The following is a 21,870-nucleotide window of genomic DNA, read 5'->3' as shown; positions in this document are numbered from 1 at the left end:
GCGGAACGCCGTGCAGCGCCGCCTCTCGGCGATTGCTCTGCAATCGCCTGTCGGCAGGGCATTTCGTTTCGAAATGCCCGAGAGACCCGCCCCCCCGGGGCGGCGCTTCTGGCGAGGACAGTGCCAAGTGTCGGATGTCCATGCTTATGTCTCCGGCATCGCAAAGCTCGACCGCGCCCCGGCGGGTCGGCGCTGCACGGCGCTCCGTTCGACCGGGGCCGCTATCTGGCAAAGCCGAGGAAGTCGTGTCGTGTCGCGTGCAAATGGCGGCCATCACCCCACCTTCCCCTGCGTCTGCGCCAGGTTGGCCTCCACTTCCTCCACCGAATGCGGCGCCTCGGTATCGGTGATCCCGGCCATCAGCAGCCCCAGCTCGCGCTCGTCGGTCTCCGAAGGCAGCCGTTCGCCCATGACCTTGCCGTCGAACATCACCGCGATCCGGTCGGATAGCGACAGGATCTCGTCCAGTTCCACCGACACCAGCAGAACCGCCGTGCCCTGGTCGCGCAGGTCGATCAGCTGCTGGTGAATGAACTCGATGGCGCCGATATCGACCCCCCGCGTCGGCTGCCCCACCAGCAACAGCTGCGGGTCGCGCTCCATCTCGCGGGCCAGCACGATCTTCTGCTGGTTGCCGCCGGAAAAGCTCCGCGCCGTCAGGGTCGGGTTCGGCGGCCGCACGTCGAAGCGTTCCATCTTCGCCTGCGTCTCGGTCCGGATGCCGGCATTGTCCATCAGCAGCCGGTTCGACTGGTAGGCGGGGTCGTGGTGATAGCCGAACACCATGTTCTCCCAGGCGAAGAACTCCATGATCAGGCCCAGGTGCTGGCGGTCCTCCGGCACATGCGCGATGCCGCGCGCGCGGCGCGACTGGCCGTCGGAATGGGCGCCGGTCAGGTCGAGCGCCTGGCCGTTCACCCGGATCGTTCCCGTCGCCCGCGTGATCCCGCCCAGCACCTCCAGAAGCTCCGACTGCCCGTTCCCGGCAACGCCGGCGACGCCCAGGATCTCCCCCGCCCGCACGTTCAGGTCGATGCCGCGCAGCCGCTCCACCCCGTCGTCGTCCACCACGCGCAGGTTTTCGACCTCCAGCACCGTGTCCTTCGGCGCGGCGGGCGTCTTGTCCACCCGCAGCAGCACCTTGCGGCCCACCATCAGCTCGGCCAGGTGCTCGGGGTCGGTCTCGGACGTCTGCACCGTCGCCGTCATCTCGCCGCGGCGCATCACGCTGACCGTGTCGGTGATCTCCATGATCTCGCGCAGCTTGTGGGTGATGAAGACGATCGTCTTGCCCTGGTCGCGCAGCCCCACCAGGATGCGGAACAGGTGGTCGGCCTCGGCCGGGGTCAGAACCCCGGTGGGCTCGTCCAGGATCAGGATGTCGGCCTGCCGGTACAGCGCCTTCAGGATCTCCACCCGCTGCTGCATCCCCACGCCGATCTCCTCGATCGTGGCGTCCGGGTCGACCTGCAGCTCGTATTCCTCGGCCAGCCGCTTCAGCTCGCCGCGCGCCCGGGCCTTCGATGACCGCAGAAGCGCGCTGTCCTCGGCGCCGAGGATCACGTTCTCCAGCACCGTGAAATTCTGCACCAGCTTGAAATGCTGGAACACCATGCCGATCCCCGCGCGGATCGCCGCCTGGCTGTCGGGGATCTCGGTCTTCTTGCCGTTGATGAAAATCTCCCCGGCATCGGCCTTGTAAAAGCCGTACAGGATCGACATCAGCGTGGATTTTCCCGCGCCGTTCTCGCCGATGATGCCGTGGATCGTGCCGGGCATGACCCGGATCGAAATGTCCTTGTTCGCCTGCACCGGCCCGAAGGATTTCGAGATGCCGACAAGCTCAATGGCAGGGGCGGCCCGGTCAGGCCGCCCCGTATTCTCGTCCGCCGCCATGCTCAGAAATCGAGGACGGGGCAGCTGTCGTCCGAGGTGTAGTCATGCACCTCGATCTCGCCCGAGATGATGCCCGCCTTGGCCTCTTCCACGGCGGTCTCGATCTCGTCGGTGATCAGGTCCTCGTTGTGCTCGTCCACGGCATAGCCCACGCCCTCGGCTTCCAGGCCCAGCACCTCGACGCCGGCCTCGAAGCCCTCGGCGCCTTCCGAGAACACCTCGTAGACCGCGTTGTCGACGCGCTTGACCATCGAGGTCAGGACCGAGCCGGGATGCAGATAGTTCTGGTTGCTGTCCACGCCGATCGAGAACACGCCCTCGTCGGCCGCGGCCTGCAGCACGCCCACGCCGGTGCCGCCGGCGGCGGCATAGATCACGTCGGCGCCCTGGCTGACCTGGCTCTTGGCCAGCTCGCCGCCCTTGACGGGGTCGTTCCACGCCGCCGGGGTGGTGCCGGTCATGTTGGCGATCACCTCGGCGTCGGGGTTCACCGCCTTCACGCCCTGCGCATAGCCGCAGGCGAACTTGCGGATCAGCGGCACGTCCATGCCGCCGATGAAGCCCACGGTGTCGCTCTCCGACTTCATCGCCGCGATCATGCCGACCAGATAGCTGCCCTCGTGCTCGGAGAACACGATGGACTTCACGTTCGGCTCGTCCACGACCGCATCGACGATGGCGAAGTTGGTGTCCGGATAGTCCGGCGCCACCTGGGCCAGGGTCGACTGGTTGGCAAAGCCCAGAACCACGATCGGGTTCGCGCCGCGCTCGGCCATCTTGCGCATGTTCTGTTCGCGCTGCGCCTCGGACTGCAGCTCGGTTTCGAGATAGTCGCCGCCGGTTTCCTCGGCCCAGCGCTCGGCGCCGGTATAGGCGCTCTCGTTGAACGACTTGTCGAACTTGCCGCCAAGGTCGATGATCAGGCCGGGCTCGGCCAGCGCCGCGACGGCCGATACGGCAAGCGCGGCACCGGCCCCCAGAAATGTCTTCGTCAGGGTCATAGAATTCTCCCAGTTGGTCTTGGAAACCTGTCCCATTGATAGGTTCCCAGAATTGCGGAATTGGCTCCCGCCATGGGGCGAATTTAGGACCAAGGCTTTCGGGACGGTCAACCGCTATTTTACCGAACGGTCATGAATCGCCGCGGTCTTACGGGCGTTGCCGGGCATGACGCCAAGTCAGGCGCCGCGCAGCGCCTTTTTCAGGATCACCGCGTCGGTCCGGGCGCCGTCCGGGGCGCGGTAATATCCGGGGCGCCGCCCGGCCTCGGCCCAGCCGGCGCCGCGATAGAGCGCCAGCGCGGCCCGGTTGTCGGCGGCCACTTCGAGAAAGGCGTCGCCGGCCCCGCGCCGGGCCGTCTCCGCCTCGAACCGCGCCAGCAGTTTCTGCCCGATCCCCTGCCGCCGCCGCGCCGGATCGACGGCCAGCGTCAGAAGCTCCGCCTCGCCCGCCACCGCGCGGCCCAGGACGACTCCCCCGTCCTGCGCGCAAAGGAAACAGCTCGCGTCGCCCAGGAACGCGGCAAAGGCGGCCTCGGAGAATGGCTCGGGCGTGGTGAAACAGCGCGCGTGCAGCGCCGCCAGCGCGGCCGGCGTCACGGCAGGATCGGCGGCGGGGCCTCGCGCGGCGGCGCGGCGTCGGCCGGGCGGATATAGAGCGGGGCAGGGCGCTCCGCGATCCCCTCGCTCCGGCGCGCGGCGATCCGCGCGATGGCCACCGCGAGCGGCTCGGCCGGCAGGCCGGGATGCACGGCCGTCTCCGTCAATGCGAGGTCCGCCGGGCACAGCTCCGGCGCCTCCGCGGCCTGCGCGCCGAAGCGCTGCAGATAGACCTGCCCGCGCGGCGCCGGGAGGGTGACCGTCAGCGGCCGCTCGCGGCCGAGCGCCGCCGCCTCGAACCCCGAGACGCCCACGGCCGGCACGCCCAGCGCCAGCGCCAGCCCGCGCGCGGCGGCCACCGAAATCCTCAGCCCCGTGAAGTTGCCCGGCCCGATCCCCACGCCGATGCGCCGCAGGTCGGGCCAGCCGATGCCGGCCTCCACCAGCATCTCCTCCAGCAGCGGCATCAGCCGCTCGGCCTGGCCCTTCGCCATCTCCTCGGCCCGCGACAGAAGCACCGTCTCGCCGCAAAGCAAAGCGGCCGCGCAATGCGCGGCCGACGTGTCGAAGCCCAGGACCAGCCCGTCGTCAGGCAATCGGCCGCACCTCGGTCACTTCCGGGATGTAGTGGCGCAGCAGGTTCTCGATCCCCATCTTCAGCGTCAGCGTCGACGAGGGGCAGCCCGCGCAGGCGCCCTGCATGTGCAGATAGACCACGCCGCGCTCGAACCCGTGGAACGTGATGTCGCCGCCGTCCTGCGCCACGGCCGGGCGCACGCGGGTGTCCAGAAGCTCCTTGATCTGGCCCACGATCTCGCCGTCGGGCCCGTCATGCGCGGCATGGGCCGGGGCGTCGTTCTCGCCCTCCAGCACCGGCGCGCCGGACTGGAAATGCTCCATGATCGCGCCCAGGATGGCGGGCTTCACATGCTCCCATGCGACGCCCTCGTCCTTGGTCACGGTGACGAAGTCGGACCCCAGGAACACGCCCGTCACGCCCTCGACATCGAAGACCCGACGCGCCAGAGGCGACTTGCCGGCGGTATCGGCGCTGGGGAAATCCGCCGTTCCGGCCTCCAGCACGGCCTGGCCGGGCAGGAATTTCAGCGTTGCGGGGTTCGGGGTGGATTCGGTCTGGATGAACATGGCGCGCTTCCTTCTGTCGGTCCCGATATGCGCAGGCAGCGGCCGATAGTCAAGGTTTGGAACCGTTCTAAACCGGCCACGCGCATCCTATCCCGACGCCAGCGTGATCTCCACCACCCGCTCCGCGCCGTTCCGCCGCACGCGCAGCTTCACCGTGTCGCCGGGGCGGTGCCGGTCCAATGCCTGCGCCAGGTCGGCCGAGCCGCCGATGGCGCGGTCGTCGAGCCCGACGATCACGTCGCCGGGCGTGATCCGCCCCGCCCGGTCCGCCGTCGCCGGCCGCAGCCCCGCGGTCGAGGCCGGCGTCCCCGGCTCCACGCCCAGGACCAGCACGCCCTCGATTCCCTGCCGCCGGGCCAGCGCATTGACCCGCTCGTCATGCACCACGCCCAGCACCGGCGGCCGGTAGCGCCCGGTCGCGATCAGCTGCGGCACCACCCGGTTCACCACGTCCACCGGCACCGCCAGCCCGATCCCGGCGGAACTCCCCGAGGGGCTCAGGATTGCCGTGTTCACCCCGATCAGCCGCCCGGCGCTGTCGATCAGTGGGCCGCCGGAATTGCCGGGGTTGATCGCCGCGTCGGTCTGGATCAGCCCGGTGATCGTCTGCCCGTTCTGCCCGTCGATCTCGCGGTCCAGCGCCGAGACGACGCCGGTGGTCAGCGTCCAGTCCAGCCCGAACGGGTTGCCGATCGCCAGCACCGTCTGCCCCACGCGGATCCCGGCGCTCTCGCCCAGCGGGATCGGCGGCGGCAGCGGGCCGTCCGGGTCGATCCGCAGCACCGCCAGATCGTGCGACGGATCGCGGCCCACCAGCCGCGCCGGCACGACCTGCCCGTCGGCCAGCCGCACCTGCGCCCCGCTCGCGCCCTCGATCACGTGATTGTTGGTGACGACATGCCCCGCATCGTCCCACAGAAAGCCCGAGCCGGAGCCCCGCGGCACCACCTGCCGCCGCCGCGAGAACGGGTCGAACATCTCCGCGCGCGTGGTGATCGACACGACAGAGCCCTGCGTCGCCTCGAACAGCGCGATGACGGTCTCCTCGCTGGGGCTCAGCTCGCCGCGCGGGGTGATCGTGCGCGGCTCGGGCGGCGGCGCGGTGCTGGCCTCGTACCAGAACAGCGCCGCGGCCCCCAGGGCGAGCCCCGCCAGCAGAAACACCAGACGGTCGCGCATTCCACCTCTCCCCGTTGCGGTATCGGCGCCTATCCCGGCCCCGTCGCCGGATCGTCAAGCGCTACCGCGCCCGGGTGCGCGCCGGCAAGAGGCACAGGGCGCGCGCGCCGGCGCTCAGGCCCCGACCATCCCCACGACCTCGTAGGTCCGCTTGACGATCGGCGCGGCGATCCCGTTCGCCCGCTCGGCCCCGCGCGCGAGGATGCGGTCGATCTCGGCGGGGTCGCGCATCAGCCGCGACATCTCCTCGGTGATCGGGGACAGCTTGGCCACCGCCAGGTCGGCGAGCGACGGCTTGAAGGTGGAGAACTGCTGCCCGCCATGCTCGCGGATCACCTGCGCGGGGCTGTGATCGGCCAGCCCGGCATAGATGTTGACGAGGTTCCGCGCCTCGGGCCGGTCCTCCAGCCCGTCGAGATCGTGCGGCAGCGGCTCCGGGTCGGTGCGCGCCTTGCGGATCTTGTTGGCGATGGTGTCGGCATCGTCGGTCAGGTTGATCCGCGTCATGTCCGAGGGGTCGGACTTCGACATCTTCCTCGACCCGTCGCGCAGGCTCATCACCCGCGTCGCGGCGCCCTCGATCACCGGCTCGGTCTCGGGGAAGAAGTCGACCTCGTAGTCGTTGTTGAACTTGATCGCGATGTCGCGCGTCAGCTCCAGGTGCTGCTTCTGGTCCTCGCCCACCGGCACATGCGTCGCGTGATAGACGAGAATGTCCGCCGCCATCAGCGCCGGATAGGCGAACAGCCCCAGCGAGGCGTTCTGCTGGTTCTTGCCGGCCTTGTCCTTCCATTGGGTCATCCGCTGCATCCAGCCCATGCGGGCGACGCAGTTGAAGATCCAGGCCAGCTGCGCATGCGCCGGCACGGCGCTCTGGTTGAACAGGATCGACCGCTCCGGGTCGATGCCCGAGGCGATGAAGCCGGCGCAGAGCTCGCGCGTGGCCTTCGTCAGGTCGGCCGGCTCCTGCCAGACGGTGATCGCGTGCATGTCGACCATGCAGAAGATCGACTCGATGTCGCGCTCCTGCCACTCGACGAAACGCTTCAGCGCGCCCAGGTAATTGCCCAGGTGAAGATTGCCCGAAGGCTGGATGCCCGAGAAAACGCGGGGGGTGAACTCGGCCATTTCAGGGATGCTCCGTCTGGATTTCTGCGCCGCGCTCGGGTACCGCAAGGCCCAATGGCCGTCAAGGAAGCCCGGATATGAGCAGCACGCCGCCGCCCCACATGGAATCGCCGTTCAACGCCCTGCCCGCCGTCGTCGTGGCGCTGGCCCTCGCCCTCTTCGGGGTCGAAGCGGTGCTGCAGCTCGGCGAGCGCGGGCTGGTCGGCGGGCCCGAGGCGGTGGGCTGGCGAACCATGTGGGCCCAAAGGCTGGCCGTCACGCCGGACGTGTTCGACCTCTTCCTCTCTTACCGTCTCCCGCTCTCCGATGTACTGCTACGTCTGTTTGGCTATTCCTTCGTCCATGCCAGCTTTACGCACATGCTGTTCGTGGTGATCTTCGTGCTGGCGCTGGGCAAGATGGTAGGCGAAATCTTTGCCTCTTGGGCAGTGCTAGCAGTCTTCTTCGGTTCCGCGGTGATGGGTGGCGTGATCTTCGGAACGTTGATTGACGGACGCGCCATTCTATTCGGCGGCTATCCCGGGGCCTACGGGCTGATCGGCGCCTTCACCTTCCTGCTCTGGGTGCAGCTCGCCGCGACGGGCGGGCCGCAGGCGCGGGCGTTCTACCTGATCGGCTTTCTGATGGGCATCCAGCTGATCTTCGGCCTGCTGTTCGGCGGCGGGCTCGACTGGGTGGCCGACATCGCGGGCTTCGCCACCGGGTTCCTTCTGTCCTTCGTCGTCAGCCCCGGCGGCTGGTCCCGCGTCATGGCCAAGCTGCGCCAGCGCTGACCGGCCCGCGGGGCAAGGCGTTTCGAAATCGCGCGCCAAGGGAGCCGAGACGCCGTGGACACGCTGTTCAGTTAGCGCTGCCATCAATAAGATCAGATACTTGAACCCCTGTCCAACCTCGGACACTACCGCCGCAGGCTCCGCCGGATATCCCCGATCGGCAGCCCGCCCATCGCGTGGGCCAGCCCGAAATAGCTCCCGATCCCCAGCGCCACCAGGATCGCCAGCGCCAGATAGCGCAGCCGTCCCATCCCGAAGAGCGGCCCGAGCCCGAGATTGGCCAGCCACAGCACCAGCCCCATCAGCACCGCCGCCGTCAGGATCCGCCAGATCCTCCGCTTGAACCGCGCGTCCAGCACCGCGGCCTCTCCCATGCCCCGCGACCCCAGCCAGAGCTGCACCACCATCGCCCAGCCCGCCAGCGTCGTCCCGAAGGCCGCCGCGATATAGCCGATGACCGGCGCCAGCCCCACCGCCACGACCGCGTTCACCACCATCGCGGCCAAGGCGTAGTAGAACGGGGTCTTCGTGTCCTCGCGGGCGAAATAGAGCGGCTGAAGCACCTTCTGCAGCACGAAGGCCGGCAGCCCCAGCCCGTAGACCGCCGCCGCCAGCGCCGTCGCCGCGGTATCGTCCGCCCCGAAGGCGCCGCGCTGGAACAGCACGCCGATCAGCGGCATCGGGATCACCACCAGCGCCACCGCCGCCGGCACGGTCAGGGCCAGGCTGATCTCGGCCGCCCGGTTGAAGGCGTGCCGCCCGCCCTCGGTATCCTCGGCGCCGAGCCGGCGGGACAGGTCGGGCAGGAGGACCACGCCGATGGCGATGCCGACCACCCCGAGGGGCAGCTGGTAGAGCCGGTCGGCATAGTTCAGCCAGGCGACGGCGCCGTCGAAGAAGCTGGCCACCTGCCGGCCGATCAGCAGGTTCACCTGCATGACGCCCCCGGCCAGCGCCGCCGGGGCCGCGACGACGGCGAGGCGCTTCATCTCCGGCGTCAGGCGGGGGCGGCGCGGCTTCAGCGGGAAGCCGGCCCTGGCCGCGGCGATCCAGACCAGCGCGAGCTGGGCGATGCCGGCCACGGGGACCGTCCAGGCCAGGGTCAGGCCCATGTCCCAGCCGAGGGCTTGGGCCGCCGTCATGGCGGCGATGAAGAGGACGTTCAGCAGGACCGGCGCGGCGGCCGCCGCGGCGAAGCGGCCGGCGGCGTTGAGGAGGCCGGAGAGGAGGGCGGCGAGCGAGATGAAGAGGATGTAGGGAAAGGCGATGCGGCCGTAGAGGACCGCCAGCGGGAAGCGTTCGTCCTCGAGAAAGCCGCTGGCCATGGCGAGGACCAGCCAGGGCATCGCGGCCGTGGCGAGGGCGGAGAAGACGACGAGGACCGCCGCCAGGCCCGAGAAGGCGTCGCGGGCGAAGCCGAGGGGGTTGTCGCCGGTCTCGACCCGCTTCGAGAACATCGGCACGAAGGCCATGTTGAAGGCGCCCTCGCCGAAGAAGCGGCGGAACATGTTGGGCAGCGAGAAGGCGATCAGGAAGGCCTCGGCGACCGGGCCGGCGCCGAGGAAGGCGGCGATCATGATGTCGCGGGCGAAGCCGAAGATGCGGCTGGCCATGGTCCAGACGCCGACGGTGAAGAAGGCCGCCATCAGGCGGATCGGCTTCATGGGCGGCGCCCCGTCCGGGGGGTGTCCGAGGTTGGACGCATGGTCAAGTCGTTGATTTTTTTATCGGTAGCGGTAACGGACGGGCGTCGCGTCACGCGACAGGACACGACGTCTTCGGCTGTGCCGGTGAGCGGTTCCGGTCGAGCGGAACGCCGTGTGGCGCCGAGCCGCCGGGGCGCGGTCGAGCTTTGCGATGATGGAGACATAAGCATGTAGGCCGGGCACTTGGCACCGTCCTCGCCAGAAGCGCCGCCTCGGGGCTGAGGCAGGACCGTGGCGCCAATGGTGCCGCGAAAGCCTGCCGAACGGTCGGCGCGGCACGGCGGTCCGCCGCGCGGGGCAGGTGGAAATGGCCCAGGGCCGATGCGGTGTCGCGGCGTATGGGTCCGCGCGGGCAAGGATTTTCGAAAATCCTTGGCACGCGATTTCGAAATCGCGTGCCAAGCGCCTTCGAAGGCGCTTGGCAAGGCGTTTCGAAACGCCTTGCGCCGCGGGGCCGGCTGCGCGGCGCGGGCCGGCGGGCCCGGCTGTGTCGCGGCGGGTGTCTTGCGCGGCGTGGTGGGTGAACCCGCGCCGGGGGGCGCGGACCCACCCCCCCTACGTCCGGCGGGGGTGGGTCGCGAGGCCTTGGCGGCGATCATTCCTCTTCCCGCGCCCGGATCGCGCCGCGGTCGATGGCCTCGCGCAGCTTCTTCTCCAGCGTCCGCTGCCGGCTTTCGGAATAGAGCTTCAGCCCGAACATGTCCTTGACGTAGAAGCTGTCGACCACCTGCTCGCCATAGGTCGCGATGACCGCGCTGGCGATCTGTACGTTGTTGTCGGCCAGCGTGCGCGTCAGGTCGTAGAGCAGGCCGGGGCGGTCGCGGGAGTCGACCTCGATGATCGTGTAGATCTCGGAGCCCTCGTTGTCGAAGGCGATGGAGGTGGGCACGCGGAACGCCTTCTCGCGCTTTTTCAGCTTGTCGCGGCGGCGCATCGCCTCGGACGCCTTGATCTCGCCGCCCAGGGTTTTGTGGATCATGTCGCGCAGCCGCGGCAGGCGGTCGGCCTCGTAGGGCGCGCCCTCGTGGTCCTGGATCCAGAAGGCGGCCGTCGCCCAGCCGTCCTTGGTGGTGAAGGTGCGCGCGTCCTTGATGTTCGCGCCCACCAGCGCCAGCGCGCCGCACATCCGCGAGAAGATGCCGGGATGGTCGGCCATGGCAAAGCAGACGCGGGTGGCGTCGCGGTCCTCGTCCGGGGTCAGCGTCAGCCGGATTTCGCCGTTGTCGATGCCGCGCAGAAGCTCGGCGAAATCGACATGCGCGGTGACGTGAAGCCCCTGCCAGTAGGGTTCGTAATGCCGGGCGAGTTCCGCCTTGACCTCGCGCGCGGGCCAGTCCGACAGGGCGGCGCGCAGGTTGCGCTTGGCCTCGGCGCCGCGGTTGGTGCGGTTGAGCGCCTCCAGCCCGTCCTCCATCGCGCGGGCGGTCTGGCGGTAGAGCGCGCGCAGCAGCGCCGCCTTCCAGTTGTTCCAGGTGTCGGGCCCGACGCCCATGATGTCGCAGACCGTCAGCACGGTCAGCAGGTCGAGCCGGTCCTTCGTCTGCACCGCCTTGGCGAAGTCGCGCACCGTGCGCGGGTCGGCGATGTCGCGCTTCTGCGCCATGTCCGACATCAGCAGGTGATAGCGCACCAGCCATTCCACGGTGACGCATTCGCCGGGCTTCAGCCCCAGGCGCGGCGCGATGGTGCGCGCCAGCCGCGCGCCCAGCACCGAGTGATCCTCGTCGCGGCCCTTGCCGATGTCGTGGCACAGGAGCGCCACGTAGAGCACCCGGCGGTTCACGCCCTCTTTCAGGATCTGGCTGGCGACCGGCAGTTCCTCGACCAGTTCGCCGCGCTCGATCTGCGACAGGATCGAGATGCACTGGATGGTGTGCTCGTCCACCGTGTAGCTGTGATACATGTTGAACTGCATCATCGCGACGATCGGCTTGAATTCGGGGATGAAGGCGCCCAGCACGCCCAGCTCGTTCATCCGCCGGAGCGCGCGTTCGGGATTGCCGTGCTTCAGGAGCAGGTCGCGGAAGATGCGCGTGGCTTCCGGGGTGCGGCGCATCTCGTCGTCGATCAGGTTGAGGTTCGCGGTGATCAGCCGCATCGCGTCGGGGTGGATCAGAAGGCCGGTGCGCAGCCCCTCCTCGAAGATCCGCAGGAGGTTCAGCTTGTCCGAGAGAAAGGCGCGATCGTCCCGGATGGCCAGCCGGTTGTGGACGATTGCATAGCCGGCGCGCACCTTCTTGCGGCGCTTGAAGAAGCCGACCAGGCGGGGTTCCTTCTTGACGTGCCGCGCCTCCAGCGCCGACAGGAAGATGCGGGTCAGCTCGCCCACCCGGGTGGCGTGCAGGAAATAGTCCTGCATGAAGTGTTCCACCGCGCGGCGGCCGCCGCGGTCGACATAGCCCATGCGCTCGGCCACCTCGACCTGCATGTCGAAGGTCAGCTGGTCGACGGCGCGGCCGGAGATCAGGTGCAGGTGGCAGCGCACCGCCATCAGGAAGTTCTCGGCGGCGAGAAAGGCGTCGTATTCCTCTTTGCGGAACACGCCCATCTCGACGAGGTCGGCCATGCTTTCGACGCCGTGGACGTATTTGTCGATCCAGTAGAGCGACTGCAGATCCCTGAGGCCGCCCTTGCCCTCCTTGACGTTGGGCTCGACCACATAGCGCTGGCCGCCCTGCTTGCGGTGCCGGGTGGCGCGCTCCTCGAGCTTGGCCTCGATGAAGTCGGCGGCGGTGGCCGAGAACAGGTCGGACCAGAGGCGGGCCTTCAGGTCCTGTTCCAGCGGTTCGTGGCCGTCGATGAAGCGGTGTTCCAGCAGCGAGGTGCGGATCGTGTAGTCGTCCTTGGCCAGGCGCAGGCAGTCGCGGACGGTGCGGCTGGCATGGCCCACCTTCAGGTGCAGATCCCAGAAGATGTAGAGCATGGATTCGATCACGCTCTCGGCCCAGGCGGTGATCTTGTAGGGGGTCAGGAACAGCAGGTCGACGTCGGAGAAGGGCGCCATCTCGGCCCGGCCGTAGCCGCCGACGGCCAGCACGGCGAGGCGTTCGGATTCGGTGGGCGTGTGCAGCGGGTGGAGGTAGGTCGTGGCGATCCGGAAGACCTCGGTCACGATGCCGTCGGTCAGCCAGGCATAGGCGCGGACGGTGGGCCAGGCGTTGCGCGGATCGGCGGTGAAGGCGCGGGCGATGGTGGCGCGGCCGGTCGCCAGGGCGTCGTGCAGGATCTCGACGGTGGCGGCGCGGACGGCGCGGCCGTCCTCCGCCGTGGCGCAGGCGGCGTCGAGGGCGGCGCGCACGGCCGCGGCGTCGAAGATCTCGGACGCCGGGCGGATCAGCTTGTCAGCGGTGAGGCCGGGGGCCGGCGCGGGGTCAGAGACCCGCGCCAGGGAAGCTTCTGGGGGCGGGGTCAATGACACTCACCTGCTTGTCGATGATGGTGGCAACGGCCAGCCCGCGTTCGTTGGTGCCGTCCGGCTTCAGCCGGAAGATGCCGTTGACGCCGATGAAGCCGGTGGGCTGGGTCAGCGCCGCCCGGGTCAGCGCGCCCGCGTCGCCGGCGCTGACCAGCGCGCCGATGGCGGCGATCCCGTCATAGGCCAGCCCCGCGATCGGGTGCGGCGGCTCGCCATAGGCCTCGTTGTAGCGGGCCTGGAACTGCTCGGTCAGGCCGGGCGAGGGCAGGGCGAACCAGCCGCCCTGCAGGCCCGGCAGCTCCAGCGCGCTGGGCGGGATGTCCCAGCGCTGCAGGCCGATGAACTGGGTCTCGGTCGGGTCGATGCCGTTCTCGGTGATCAGCTGGGTCAGGATCGGCAGCGCGCCGGCGGTGCCGGAGGTGAAGAAGATCGCGTTGGCGTTGGAGTTGCGGGCGGTCTCGGTCACCTGGTCGACGGCCTGGATCACGCCGTTCTGCGACAGCTCGAACGCGGATTCGCCGACCAGGGTGGCGCCGTGGCGGGCGATGGCGGCGGCGATGGCGTCGCGGCCGGCGCGTTCGGCGGTGTCCTGGCCGTGGGCGATCATGATGTTGCCCTTGCCCTGGCCGGCGGCGTAGCGGACCAGGCGGTCGGCCGAGGTCTCGAAGGTGTGGCCCAGCACGAAGACGTTGCCGCCGGCGATGCCGGTGTTGTTGGAAAAGCTCAGCACGTTGACCCCGCGGCCCGCCACGGCGGAGCCCACCGCGTTGGCCGAGGCGGCATAGACCGGCCCCAGGATGATCTTGGCGCCCTCGTCGACCGCCTGGGCGGCGACGGTCGCGGCGGTCTGCGCGTCGCCGGCGGTGCGATAGACCCGCAGGTCGATCTGCGCCCCGTCGAGATCCGCCATTGCCAGCCGCGCCGCGTTCTCCAGCGACACGGCGAGGTCGGTGTCGCTCGACTGGCCGGAACCGGCGGGGACCAGCAGCGCCACCGGCACGGGCTGCGTCGCGTCGATGCGGGGGCCGTCGCTGTTGACCACGGGCAGGCCGCCGCCGCAGGCGGACAGCCAGAGGGCCGAGGCGAAGAGAACGAGCCGCACCGCGCTCCGGCGGGCCCTGCGGAAGGTGGAGGTCATGCGTTAATCCTCAGCTCCGGTGCTGCGCTTGCGGACCCGGCCAGACTATGCGCTACAACGGGAAAGGTAAACGTCTGCCAGACCCGAGGGGACCATGCCCGCCGAGATCACGCCGCTCGCCGCCGGCCTCTACTTCGTGGCCACGCCGCTGGGCGCGGCGCGCGACATCACCCTGCGCGCGCTGGACGTGCTGGCCTCGGCCGACGTGCTGGCGGCCGAGGACACCCGGACGCTGAAGCACCTGATGCAGCTGCACGGCATCGCGCTCGGCGATCGGCCGGTCGTCGCCTATCACGACCACAACGGCGCCGAGGTCCGCCCGCGGCTGATTCGGGCGCTGGCGGAGGGCAAGTCGGTGGCCTACGCCTCCGAGGCCGGCACGCCGCTGGTCGCCGACCCGGGCTTTCCGCTGGCCCGCGCCGCCGTCGCGGAGGGGCTGCCGGTGGTGCCGGTGCCGGGGCCCTCGGCGGTGATGGCGGCGCTGACCGTCGCCGGGCTGCCCACCGACCGGTTCCTGTTCGCGGGCTTCCCGCCGGCGGCGAAGGGCGCGCGCCGCAGCTGGATGGAAGAGATCGCGACCGTCCCGGCGACGCTGGTGATGTACGAATCTCCGAAGCGCGTTCACCGAACGTTAGATGAATTGTGCGAGATAGCGGGCAGGGAAAGGCAGGCGGCGATCTGCCGGGAACTGACGAAGCGGTTCGAGGAGACCCTGCGCGGGTCGCTCGGCGAGCTTGCCGCGCTGACGGCGGAGCGGAGGCTCAAGGGCGAAATCGTGCTGGTGGTCGCGCGGGGGCAGGCGGTCGCCTCGGCCCAGGACATGGAGACGGCATTGCGCGAGGCGTTGCAGGAGATGTCGGTGAAGGACGCGGCGGCGGCCGTCGCGGGGGCGCTGGGCCTGCCGAAGCGGCAGGTCTACCAGGCGGCGCTGGAGATGGAAAAGACGCGATGAGCGGTTCGGGTTGCGGCCGGGCGGCGCAGCGGGAGCGGGCGCGGCGGGGCTGCGGCGGCGTCGGCGGGCGCTGGGGATGGCAGAGGCCTGGTGAGTGGATCGCGGTGCGGTCGCGCCGTGACGCCGGTAGCGGGCGCGTCGGGTCGATTGCGGCACCAGCTGGCACCGGGGATGGCGGGGGCGCGATGAGCGGTTCAGGTTTCGTCCGGGCGACGGGGGCGCTGTGCCGGCGGCGGGCGCCTCGTCCATGGCGGCGCCGGCGGGCGCCGGAGATGGTGCGGGCGCGATGCGTGGATCGGGTTGCGGAGAGTGCCCGGTGGCACCGGAGATGGAGTGGATGACATGAGTGGATCGGTTTCCTATCATTCGAGCCTTGCGGCCGAGGATATCGTGGCCTCGGATTACGCGCGGCGCGGGTTTGCCCTGCGGGAACGCCGCTGGCGCGGGCCGGGCGGAGAGATCGACCTGATCTTCGAGAAGGCCGGCGCGCTGGTCTTCGTCGAGGTGAAGAAGGCGCGCGACTTCGCCACGGCGGCGGCGCGGATCACGGCGCGGCAGATCGAGCGGATTTTCACCTCGGCCAGCTGCTATCTCGCCGTCATGCCGACCGGGCAGGACACGGAGACGCGGTTCGATGCGGCCTATGTGAATGGCGCGGGGGCGGTCGAGGTCGTCGAGAACGCCTTTGGGGTCTGAGCGGTCCCGCCGCGCCGCGCGATAGGGCCGGGGAGGGCACGGCTCGGCGAGGCGCGTGGGCGCCAGCCTGTGGCGCGGCCGTTGCAGCGGAGGTATGGCCGGCCGGCGTCGCTCGGCGTGAATGCAGGCGGCGCAGCACTGGATGTTGCCGGGGCACGGCACGTGAGGCGCAGGCGGCACGGCACGCTAGGCACACGCGGCGCCGCACGGGAAGCGGCCGGGGCCGCCGGGCGTCGGCCTTGCGCTGGCCGGCGCCGGCGGCGCGCGGCGGGGGCCGGGCAAGCCGCTTCGAAGCGGCTTGCGGCAAGCGGTTTGGAAACCGCTTGATAAGGGCCTTGCAAGGCCCTTGCCCAAGGCGCTTAGACGCGCCTTGCGCGGCTGACGGTGCCATCAGCGCCGTCTGCACGGACGGCTTGCCGTTGCCGGGCGGCTGGGTCATGTAATGGGCTGACACCGCCGTTTTGGAGCACCGAACATGTCCCTGAAAGTCGCCATCCAGATGGATCCGATCGGTCCCGTCGATATCGACGCGGACAGCACCTTCCGGATCGCCGAGGAGGCGCAGGCGCGGGGGCACGAGCTGTTCTACTACCTGCCCGAGCACCTGGCCTGGCAGGAGGGCCGGGTGACCGCCATCGGCCATCCGCTGACCGTGCGGCGGGTCAAGGGCGACCATGCCGCGCTGGGCGACCGGACGAAGGTCGACCTGGCGGAGTTCGACGTGGTCTGGCTCAGGCAGGACCCGCCGTTCGACATGGGCTATATCACGACGACCCATCTGCTGGAGCTTCTGTCTCCCGGCACGCTGGTGGTCAACGACCCGTTCTGGGTGCGCAACTGCCCCGAGAAGCTCCTGGTCCTGCAGTTCCCCGAGCTGATCCCGCCCACGACCATCGCCCGCGACCTGAGCGTGCTGCGCGACTTCAAGGACCGGCATGGCGACATGATCCTGAAGCCGCTTTACGGCAATGGCGGCGCCGGCGTGTTCCGGCTGGACCCGAACGACCGCAACCTCTCGTCGCTGCACGAGCTGTTCACCGGCCTCAGCCGCGAGCCGCTGATCGCGCAGAAGTTCCTGCCCTCGGTCGAGAAGGGCGACAAGCGGATCATCCTGGTCGACGGCGACCCGATCGGCGCGATCAACCGCGTGCCGCAGCCGGGCGAGACCCGGTCGAACATGCATGTGGGCGGCCGCGCCGAGAAGGTCGAGATGACCGGGCGCGACCGCGAGATCTGCGCCGCCATCGGCCCGCGGCTGAAGGAATACGGCCAGGTCTTCGTCGGCATCGACGTGATCGGCGACTGGCTGACCGAGATCAACGTGACCTCGCCCACCGGGCTGCAGGAGCTGGAGCGGTTCGACGGCATCAACGCCGCCGGGGCGATCTGGGAGGCGATCGAGGCGCGGCTGACGGCGCGATGAGCTGGCAGCTCGCGGCGCTCCGGCGGGCGATGCGCTGGACGGCGCGTCCCGTGGTGGCGCGGCTGACGAACTGGACCCGGGCGCGCGCCGTGTTCCGCGTCTCCGCCCGGCTCGCCTTTCGTCGGGTCCGCGGCACGCGCTGCCGGCCGGCCGAGGGGCCGCTGGCGCCGGGCGCGTTCGTCACCGGCCGCGAGCCGCCGGCGCCCGGGGTGATCCTGTATCTGCACGGCGGCGCCTATATCGTGGGCAGCCCGGCCGCCTACCGGGACCTCGCCGGGCGCCTGGCGCGGCAGACCGGGCGGCGGCTGTACCTGCCGGACTACCCGCTCGCGCCGGAACATCCGGCCCCGGCGGCCTTTCATGCCGCCGTCGCCGCGTGGGAGGCGCTGCTGGGCGAGGGCTACCGGCCGGGCGAGATCGTGATCGGCGGCGACAGCGCGGGCGGCGGGCTGGCGCTGGCGCTGCTGGCGGAGGTGCTGTCGCGCGGGCAGCGGCCGGCGGGCTGTTTCGCCTTCTCGCCCTGGACCGACCTGACGCTGTCGGGCGCGTCGCTCCGGGAGAATGCAGGGCGCGACGTGCTGCTGCCGGTGGCGCGGATCGCGGAGGTGCGCGATCTCGTCCGCGGCGCGCTGGCGCCGGACGACCCGCGCCTGTCGCCGCTCTTCGCGGCCTTTCCGGACTGTCCGCCGGTCCTGCTGGCCTGGTCGCAGTCGGAGATCCTGCGCGACGACTCGGCGCGGATGGCGGCGCATCTGCGCGGCTATGGCGCGCAGGTCGAAGAAGATGTGCTGCCCGACGCGCCGCATGTCTGGCAGCTGTTCCACGGCATCGTGCCCGAGGCCAACGCCTCGCTGAACAAGACCGCCGCCTTCATTCTGCGAGCGCTTCCTTCGCCTCGGCCAGCCGGTAGCTGACGGCCTCGGCCACGTGATGCGCCTGCACGGTGCCGGCGCCGTCGAGATCGGCGACGGTGCGCGCCACCCGCAGCACCCGGTGATAGCCGCGCGCCGACAGGCCGAAGCGGTCGGCGACGCGGGTCAGCAGCGCGCGGCCGTCGGAATCGGGCGTGGCGAAGCTTTCGAGGACGGCGCCTTCGGCGTCGGCGTTCACCCGCGTGGCGGGGGCGTCGGCGAAGCGGTCGGCCTGCATCTGCCGGGCCTGTGCGACGCGGGCGGCCACGGTGGCGGAGCTGTCGCCGGACTCGGGCAGGTCGAGGTCGGTATAGGCCACCGGCGGCACGTCGATGCGCAGGTCGAACCGGTCCATCAACGGCCCCGAGATGCGGCCGATATAGTCCTCGCCGCATTGCGGCACCCGGGCGCAGGCGCGGGCGGGGTCGGAGAGATAGCCGCATTTGCAGGGATTGGCGGCGGCGACCAACATGAAGCGGCAGGGATAGCGGACATGGGCGTTGGCCCGCGCCACCACGACCTCGCCGGTCTCGATGGGCTGGCGCAGGGTTTCCAGAACGGCGCGGGGATATTCGGGGAACTCGTCCATGAACAGCACGCCGTTATGGGCCAGCGAGATCTCGCCCGGCTTCGCGCCGCGCCCGCCGCCGACGATGGCGGCCATCGAGGCGGTGTGGTGCGGCTCGCGGAACGGCCGCGCGCGCGAGATGCCGCCCTCGTCCAGCAGGCCGGCCAGCGAGTGGATCATCGAGGTCTCCAGCGCCTCGGCCGGGGTCAGCGGCGGCAGGATGCCGGGCAGGCGGGGGGCCAGCATCGACTTGCCCGAGCCGGGCGTGCCCACCATCAGCAGGTGATGCCGGCCGGCCGCCGCGATCTCGAGCGCGCGCTTGGCGCGCTCCTGGCCCTTCACGTCGCGCAGGTCGCGGCCGCCCGCCGCCTCGGTCACCTCGCCGGGATCCGCCGGGGTCAGGAGGCGCTGGCCGGTATAGTGCTGCACCGCCTCGCCCAGCGACGCCGGGGCGTAGACGGTGGTCGCGCCGACCCAGGCGGCCTCGGCGCCGCAGGCGCGGGGGCAGAGCAGGCTGCGCTCCTCCTCCGCTGCGGCCATGGCGGCGGGCAGGGCGCCGATCACCGGCACCAGAGAGCCGTCGAGCGACAACTCGCCCAGCGCGACGGTCTGCTCGATCTCGTCGGCCGGCAGGATCTCCAGCGCCGCCAGCAGCGACAGCGCGATCGGCAGGTCGAAATGCGATCCCTCCTTGGGCAGGTCGGCGGGCGACAGGTTCACCGTGATCCGCTTCGACGGCAGCGCGATGGACATCGCCGTCAGCGCCGCGCGCACCCGCTCCTTCGCCTCGCTGACCGCCTTGTCCGGCAGGCCGACAAGCTGGAAGGACGGAACGCCGGGGGCGACGGCGCATTGCACCTCGACGATGCGCGCCTCCACCCCCTCGAACGCGACCGTGTACGCGCGCGCTACCATTGGAGCCGACTCCTTAACACTCGTTAACCGTAGCGGCGCGAGGGTTTATGAAAGGTAAACGCCGGTCGGGGTTTTTTGGCGGATTGTCCGGCCGTGACCATGGCCGAAGGGCGCGGCCAGGCGTCGGGGTTGGCCAGGTTGCCGCCCATCACGGACGGTGATTGAGCCTTTCCAGGCGGCAGCCCGGCCCGTAGGCGATGCGCGTCACCGACAGCGTGTCGACCTTGCGCGCGAAGGCGTCGTAGGCCGACAGGCCCAGCGCCCGCTGTACCTGGCTCAGGACCGGGCCCATATGCGCCACGACGATCACGTCCCGCGCCCCGGTGGCCAGCAGCCGGTCGACCGCGCGGTTCACGCGGGCGGTCAGCGCGTCCCAGCTCTCGCCGCCGGGCGCCCGCACCGGCCCCGGCCTGTCGTAGAAGGCCCGCAGCGCGCGCGCCTCTTCGCCGGTAAACCCGTCGGGCCGCCGCTTTTCCCAGTCGCCGAAGTTGATCTCGCGCAGGTCCGGGTCGTGCGGCAGGCGCGGCCGGTCGCCGGCGACCGCGTCGGCCGTGGCCACCGCGCGCCAGAGGTCGGAGGAGATCACCGGCGCCTCGGGCAACGCCGCGGCCAGCCGCGCCAGCCGCGCGGTATCCGTCAGGTCGGCCGGCAGGTCCGTCCAGCCGGTCATCCCCTTGGCATGGGTCGGCCCGTGCCGCACCCACCACAGCCGCGTCACGCGATGCCCTCCGGCAGCCGGCCCTTCAGCACCAGCGGCAGCCCCGCCGCCACCAGCACGGCAAGGTCGGCCTGCGCCGCCAGGCGCTGGTTCAGAAGCCCCTGCGCGTCGCGGAACCGCCGGCCCAGCGCGCTTTCGGGGACGACCCCGCTGCCCACCTCGCTGGTGACGGTCACGATCCGGCCCGGGAAAGCGTCGATGGCGGCCAGGAGCGCGTCGGTCTCGGCCGCCAGGTCGCTGTCGTCCAGCATGTGGTTCGACAGCCAGAGCGTCGCGCATTCCAGCAGGACAGTGCTGCCCTCCGGCAGGGTTCCAAGCGTGTCGGAAATTTTTTTCGGCTCTTCGACGGTCTGCCAGCCGGGGCCGCGCCGCGCCGCGTGCGCCGCGATTCTTTGTTCCATTTCAGTATCATGGGCCTGCGACGTGGCCAGGTAGATCCACGGCGCGGGCCGGTCGCGGACCAGCCGTTCCGCGAAGAAAGACTTACCGGAGCGGGAACCGCCCAGCACCACTGCGCGTTGGAAAGCCATGAAACTGCGCCGTTTGATCTGTCACCTGCGCCGATCCGTAACAGCATCAAACGCGAAAGAGTAGCGCCCGCCGGGGCCGCTGACATGGGGGTACATAGAATGCCATTGGACGGATTCAACGATAATTCCTTGCCGCGCCGCGCCATGCAGGCCGAGTTGCTGGATGCGGAGACCGAACTGGAGCTGGCCTATGCCTGGCGCGACCAGCGCGACGAGCGGGCGCTGCACCGTCTGATCACCGCCTATATGCGGCTGGCGATCTCGATGGCGGCCAAGTTCAAGCGCTACGGCGCGCCGATGGGCGACCTGGTGCAGGAGGCGTCGCTGGGCCTGATGAAGGCGGCCGACAAGTTCGATCCCGACCGAGGCGTGCGGTTCTCGACCTACGCCGTGTGGTGGATCAAGGCGTCGATCCAGGACTACGTGATGCGCAACTGGTCGATGGTGCGGACCGGCTCGACCTCCAGCCAGAAGTCGCTGTTTTTCAACATGCGACGGGTGCAGGCCCGGCTGGAGCGCGAGGCGGCGGCGGCCGGCCAGACGATCGAGCGCCACGAGATGCGCCGCCTGATCGCCGCCGAGGTGGGCGTGCCGCTGGCGGATGTGGAGATGATGGAGGGCCGGCTGTCCGGGTCGGACTTTTCGCTGAACGCCACGCAGTCGGTCGACGACGAGGGGCGCGAGTGGATCGACACGCTGGAGGACGAAAGCTCCCAGGCCGCCGAGACGGTGGAGAAATCGCATGACATCGACACGCTGCGCGAATGGCTGGTCACGGCGCTGGGCGCGCTGAACGACCGCGAGCGGTTCATCGTGAAGGAGCGCAAGCTGCGCGAGGAGCCGCGGACGCTGGAGAGCCTGGGCACCGAGCTGGGCCTGTCGAAGGAGCGGGTGCGGCAGCTGGAATCCGCCGCTTTCGGCAAGATGCGCAAGTCGCTTGAAGCGGAATCGAAGGAAGTGCTTCACTTCTTCGCATGAGACTCACCCGTCTGATCTGGGCGGCCGCCGGGGGTCTGGCGGCCGTTTGCTTTGCGGTTTCGATTGCGGTTTCGGGTGCGGTGGCCGAGGAGATCGGCCCCGCGGGCCTGTCGGACCTGCCGGCGGCCGACGTGGTGATCCTGGGCGAGATCCATGACAACCCGGTTCATCACAGGAACCAGGCGCGCGCGGTCGCGGCG

At 70.1% G+C, this 21,870-nt stretch carries 20 protein-coding genes; 7 read left to right on the top strand and 13 right to left on the bottom strand.

The window, feature by feature from the left end; genetic code table 11:
• Positions 1 to 273: 273 nt before the first annotated feature.
• From P1J78_RS20060 to trpS, 7 genes are all read right to left on the bottom strand, one after another.
• Entirely contained in the window at positions 274 to 1,896 is a 1,623-nt protein-coding gene (locus P1J78_RS20060) for an ABC transporter ATP-binding protein (protein WP_275569175.1), read from the bottom strand.
• A 2-nt stretch (positions 1,897 to 1,898) separates the two neighbouring features.
• Complete coding sequence (locus P1J78_RS20055) at positions 1,899 to 2,897, bottom strand: BMP family lipoprotein (RefSeq protein ID WP_275569174.1); 999 nt, start codon at positions 2,895 to 2,897, stop codon at positions 1,899 to 1,901.
• 177 nt (positions 2,898 to 3,074) lie between these two features.
• Positions 3,075 to 3,494: a GNAT family N-acetyltransferase gene (locus P1J78_RS20050; protein WP_275569173.1), complete on the bottom strand. Its 420-nt coding sequence runs from the start codon at positions 3,492 to 3,494 to the stop codon at positions 3,075 to 3,077.
• Positions 3,491 to 4,090 carry a tRNA (adenosine(37)-N6)-threonylcarbamoyltransferase complex dimerization subunit type 1 TsaB gene (tsaB, locus tag P1J78_RS20045; protein WP_275569172.1) on the bottom strand — a complete coding sequence of 200 codons (600 nt, stop codon included), beginning with the start codon at positions 4,088 to 4,090 and terminating at the stop codon, positions 3,491 to 3,493. The genes P1J78_RS20050 and tsaB overlap by 4 nt, the downstream gene beginning before the upstream one ends.
• Complete coding sequence (locus P1J78_RS20040; RefSeq protein ID WP_275569171.1) at positions 4,083 to 4,640, bottom strand: NifU family protein; 558 nt, start codon at positions 4,638 to 4,640, stop codon at positions 4,083 to 4,085. Before P1J78_RS20040 ends, tsaB begins: the two co-directional genes overlap by 8 nt.
• Before the next feature lie 87 nt (positions 4,641 to 4,727).
• The gene (locus tag P1J78_RS20035) at positions 4,728 to 5,819 is read right to left on the bottom strand and encodes a S1C family serine protease (RefSeq protein ID WP_275569170.1); all 1,092 of its coding nucleotides are present in this window, start codon (positions 5,817 to 5,819) and stop codon (positions 4,728 to 4,730) included.
• A 114-nt stretch (positions 5,820 to 5,933) separates the two neighbouring features.
• The gene (gene trpS / locus P1J78_RS20030) at positions 5,934 to 6,947 is read right to left on the bottom strand and encodes a tryptophan--tRNA ligase (RefSeq protein WP_275569169.1); all 1,014 of its coding nucleotides are present in this window, start codon (positions 6,945 to 6,947) and stop codon (positions 5,934 to 5,936) included.
• Positions 6,948 to 7,024: 77 nt separating this feature from the next.
• On the opposite strand from trpS, the gene P1J78_RS20025 reads away from it, so the two are divergent.
• A complete protein-coding gene (locus tag P1J78_RS20025) occupies positions 7,025 to 7,720 on the top strand; it encodes a rhomboid family intramembrane serine protease (protein ID WP_275569168.1) in 696 nt (231 codons plus the stop codon).
• A 125-nt stretch (positions 7,721 to 7,845) separates the two neighbouring features.
• Here P1J78_RS20025 and murJ read toward each other — a convergent pair whose 3' ends face one another.
• The 3 genes from murJ to P1J78_RS20010 all read right to left on the bottom strand — a co-directional run bounded on the left by murJ (position 7,846) and on the right by P1J78_RS20010 (position 13,979).
• Positions 7,846 to 9,384 carry a murein biosynthesis integral membrane protein MurJ gene (gene murJ, locus P1J78_RS20020; protein WP_275569167.1) on the bottom strand — a complete coding sequence of 513 codons (1,539 nt, stop codon included), beginning with the start codon at positions 9,382 to 9,384 and terminating at the stop codon, positions 7,846 to 7,848.
• Between the two features lie 637 nt (positions 9,385 to 10,021).
• Positions 10,022 to 12,838 (bottom strand): [protein-PII] uridylyltransferase, encoded by a 2,817-nt coding sequence (locus P1J78_RS20015; protein WP_275569166.1) that lies wholly within the window; start codon positions 12,836 to 12,838, stop codon positions 10,022 to 10,024.
• Positions 12,798 to 13,979, bottom strand: a complete 1,182-nt coding sequence (locus tag P1J78_RS20010) for a penicillin-binding protein activator (RefSeq protein ID WP_275569165.1) — start codon at positions 13,977 to 13,979, stop codon at positions 12,798 to 12,800. Before P1J78_RS20010 ends, P1J78_RS20015 begins: the two co-directional genes overlap by 41 nt.
• A gap of 94 nt (positions 13,980 to 14,073) precedes the next feature.
• Here P1J78_RS20010 and rsmI point away from each other — a divergent pair, with 94 nt between their 5' ends.
• The 4 genes from rsmI (at position 14,074) to P1J78_RS19990 (ending at position 17,964) form a co-directional block, all read left to right on the top strand.
• Positions 14,074 to 14,931, top strand: a complete 858-nt coding sequence (gene rsmI / locus P1J78_RS20005) for a 16S rRNA (cytidine(1402)-2'-O)-methyltransferase (protein WP_275569164.1) — start codon at positions 14,074 to 14,076, stop codon at positions 14,929 to 14,931.
• Positions 14,932 to 15,273: 342 nt separating this feature from the next.
• Complete coding sequence (locus P1J78_RS20000) at positions 15,274 to 15,627, top strand: YraN family protein (RefSeq protein WP_275569163.1); 354 nt, start codon at positions 15,274 to 15,276, stop codon at positions 15,625 to 15,627.
• Between the two features lie 475 nt (positions 15,628 to 16,102).
• The gene (gshB, locus tag P1J78_RS19995) at positions 16,103 to 17,050 is read left to right on the top strand and encodes a glutathione synthase (protein WP_275569162.1); all 948 of its coding nucleotides are present in this window, start codon (positions 16,103 to 16,105) and stop codon (positions 17,048 to 17,050) included.
• A complete protein-coding gene (locus tag P1J78_RS19990) occupies positions 17,047 to 17,964 on the top strand; it encodes an alpha/beta hydrolase fold domain-containing protein (protein WP_275569161.1) in 918 nt (305 codons plus the stop codon). Before gshB ends, P1J78_RS19990 begins: the two co-directional genes overlap by 4 nt.
• On the opposite strand, the gene P1J78_RS19985 is transcribed toward P1J78_RS19990, so the two are convergent.
• From P1J78_RS19985 to cobU, 3 genes are all read right to left on the bottom strand, one after another.
• Positions 17,921 to 19,444, bottom strand: a complete 1,524-nt coding sequence (locus tag P1J78_RS19985; RefSeq protein ID WP_275569160.1) for a YifB family Mg chelatase-like AAA ATPase — start codon at positions 19,442 to 19,444, stop codon at positions 17,921 to 17,923. The two genes, P1J78_RS19990 and P1J78_RS19985, sit on opposite strands and share 44 nt — an antisense overlap.
• 148 nt (positions 19,445 to 19,592) lie before the next feature.
• Positions 19,593 to 20,162 carry a histidine phosphatase family protein gene (locus tag P1J78_RS19980; RefSeq protein WP_275569159.1) on the bottom strand — a complete coding sequence of 190 codons (570 nt, stop codon included), beginning with the start codon at positions 20,160 to 20,162 and terminating at the stop codon, positions 19,593 to 19,595.
• On the bottom strand, positions 20,159 to 20,692 hold the full coding sequence (cobU, locus tag P1J78_RS19975) for a bifunctional adenosylcobinamide kinase/adenosylcobinamide-phosphate guanylyltransferase (protein WP_275569158.1): 534 nt from the start codon (positions 20,690 to 20,692) through the stop codon (positions 20,159 to 20,161). Before cobU ends, P1J78_RS19980 begins: the two co-directional genes overlap by 4 nt.
• Before the next feature lie 99 nt (positions 20,693 to 20,791).
• Between cobU and P1J78_RS19970 the strand changes: the two genes are divergently transcribed.
• The gene (locus tag P1J78_RS19970; protein WP_275569157.1) at positions 20,792 to 21,670 is read left to right on the top strand and encodes an RNA polymerase factor sigma-32; all 879 of its coding nucleotides are present in this window, start codon (positions 20,792 to 20,794) and stop codon (positions 21,668 to 21,670) included.
• A partial coding sequence (locus P1J78_RS19965) for a ChaN family lipoprotein (protein WP_374213371.1) occupies positions 21,667 to 21,870 on the top strand: 204 nt, incomplete at its 3' end. The genes P1J78_RS19970 and P1J78_RS19965, both read left to right, overlap by 4 nt.

The organism is Psychromarinibacter sediminicola (assembly GCF_029168335.1).
Classification (GTDB): domain Bacteria; phylum Pseudomonadota; class Alphaproteobacteria; order Rhodobacterales; family Rhodobacteraceae; genus Psychromarinibacter; species Psychromarinibacter sediminicola.
The sequence above is the reverse complement of the archived record's forward strand: the minus strand, read 5'-3'. Positions and strand labels throughout refer to the sequence as shown.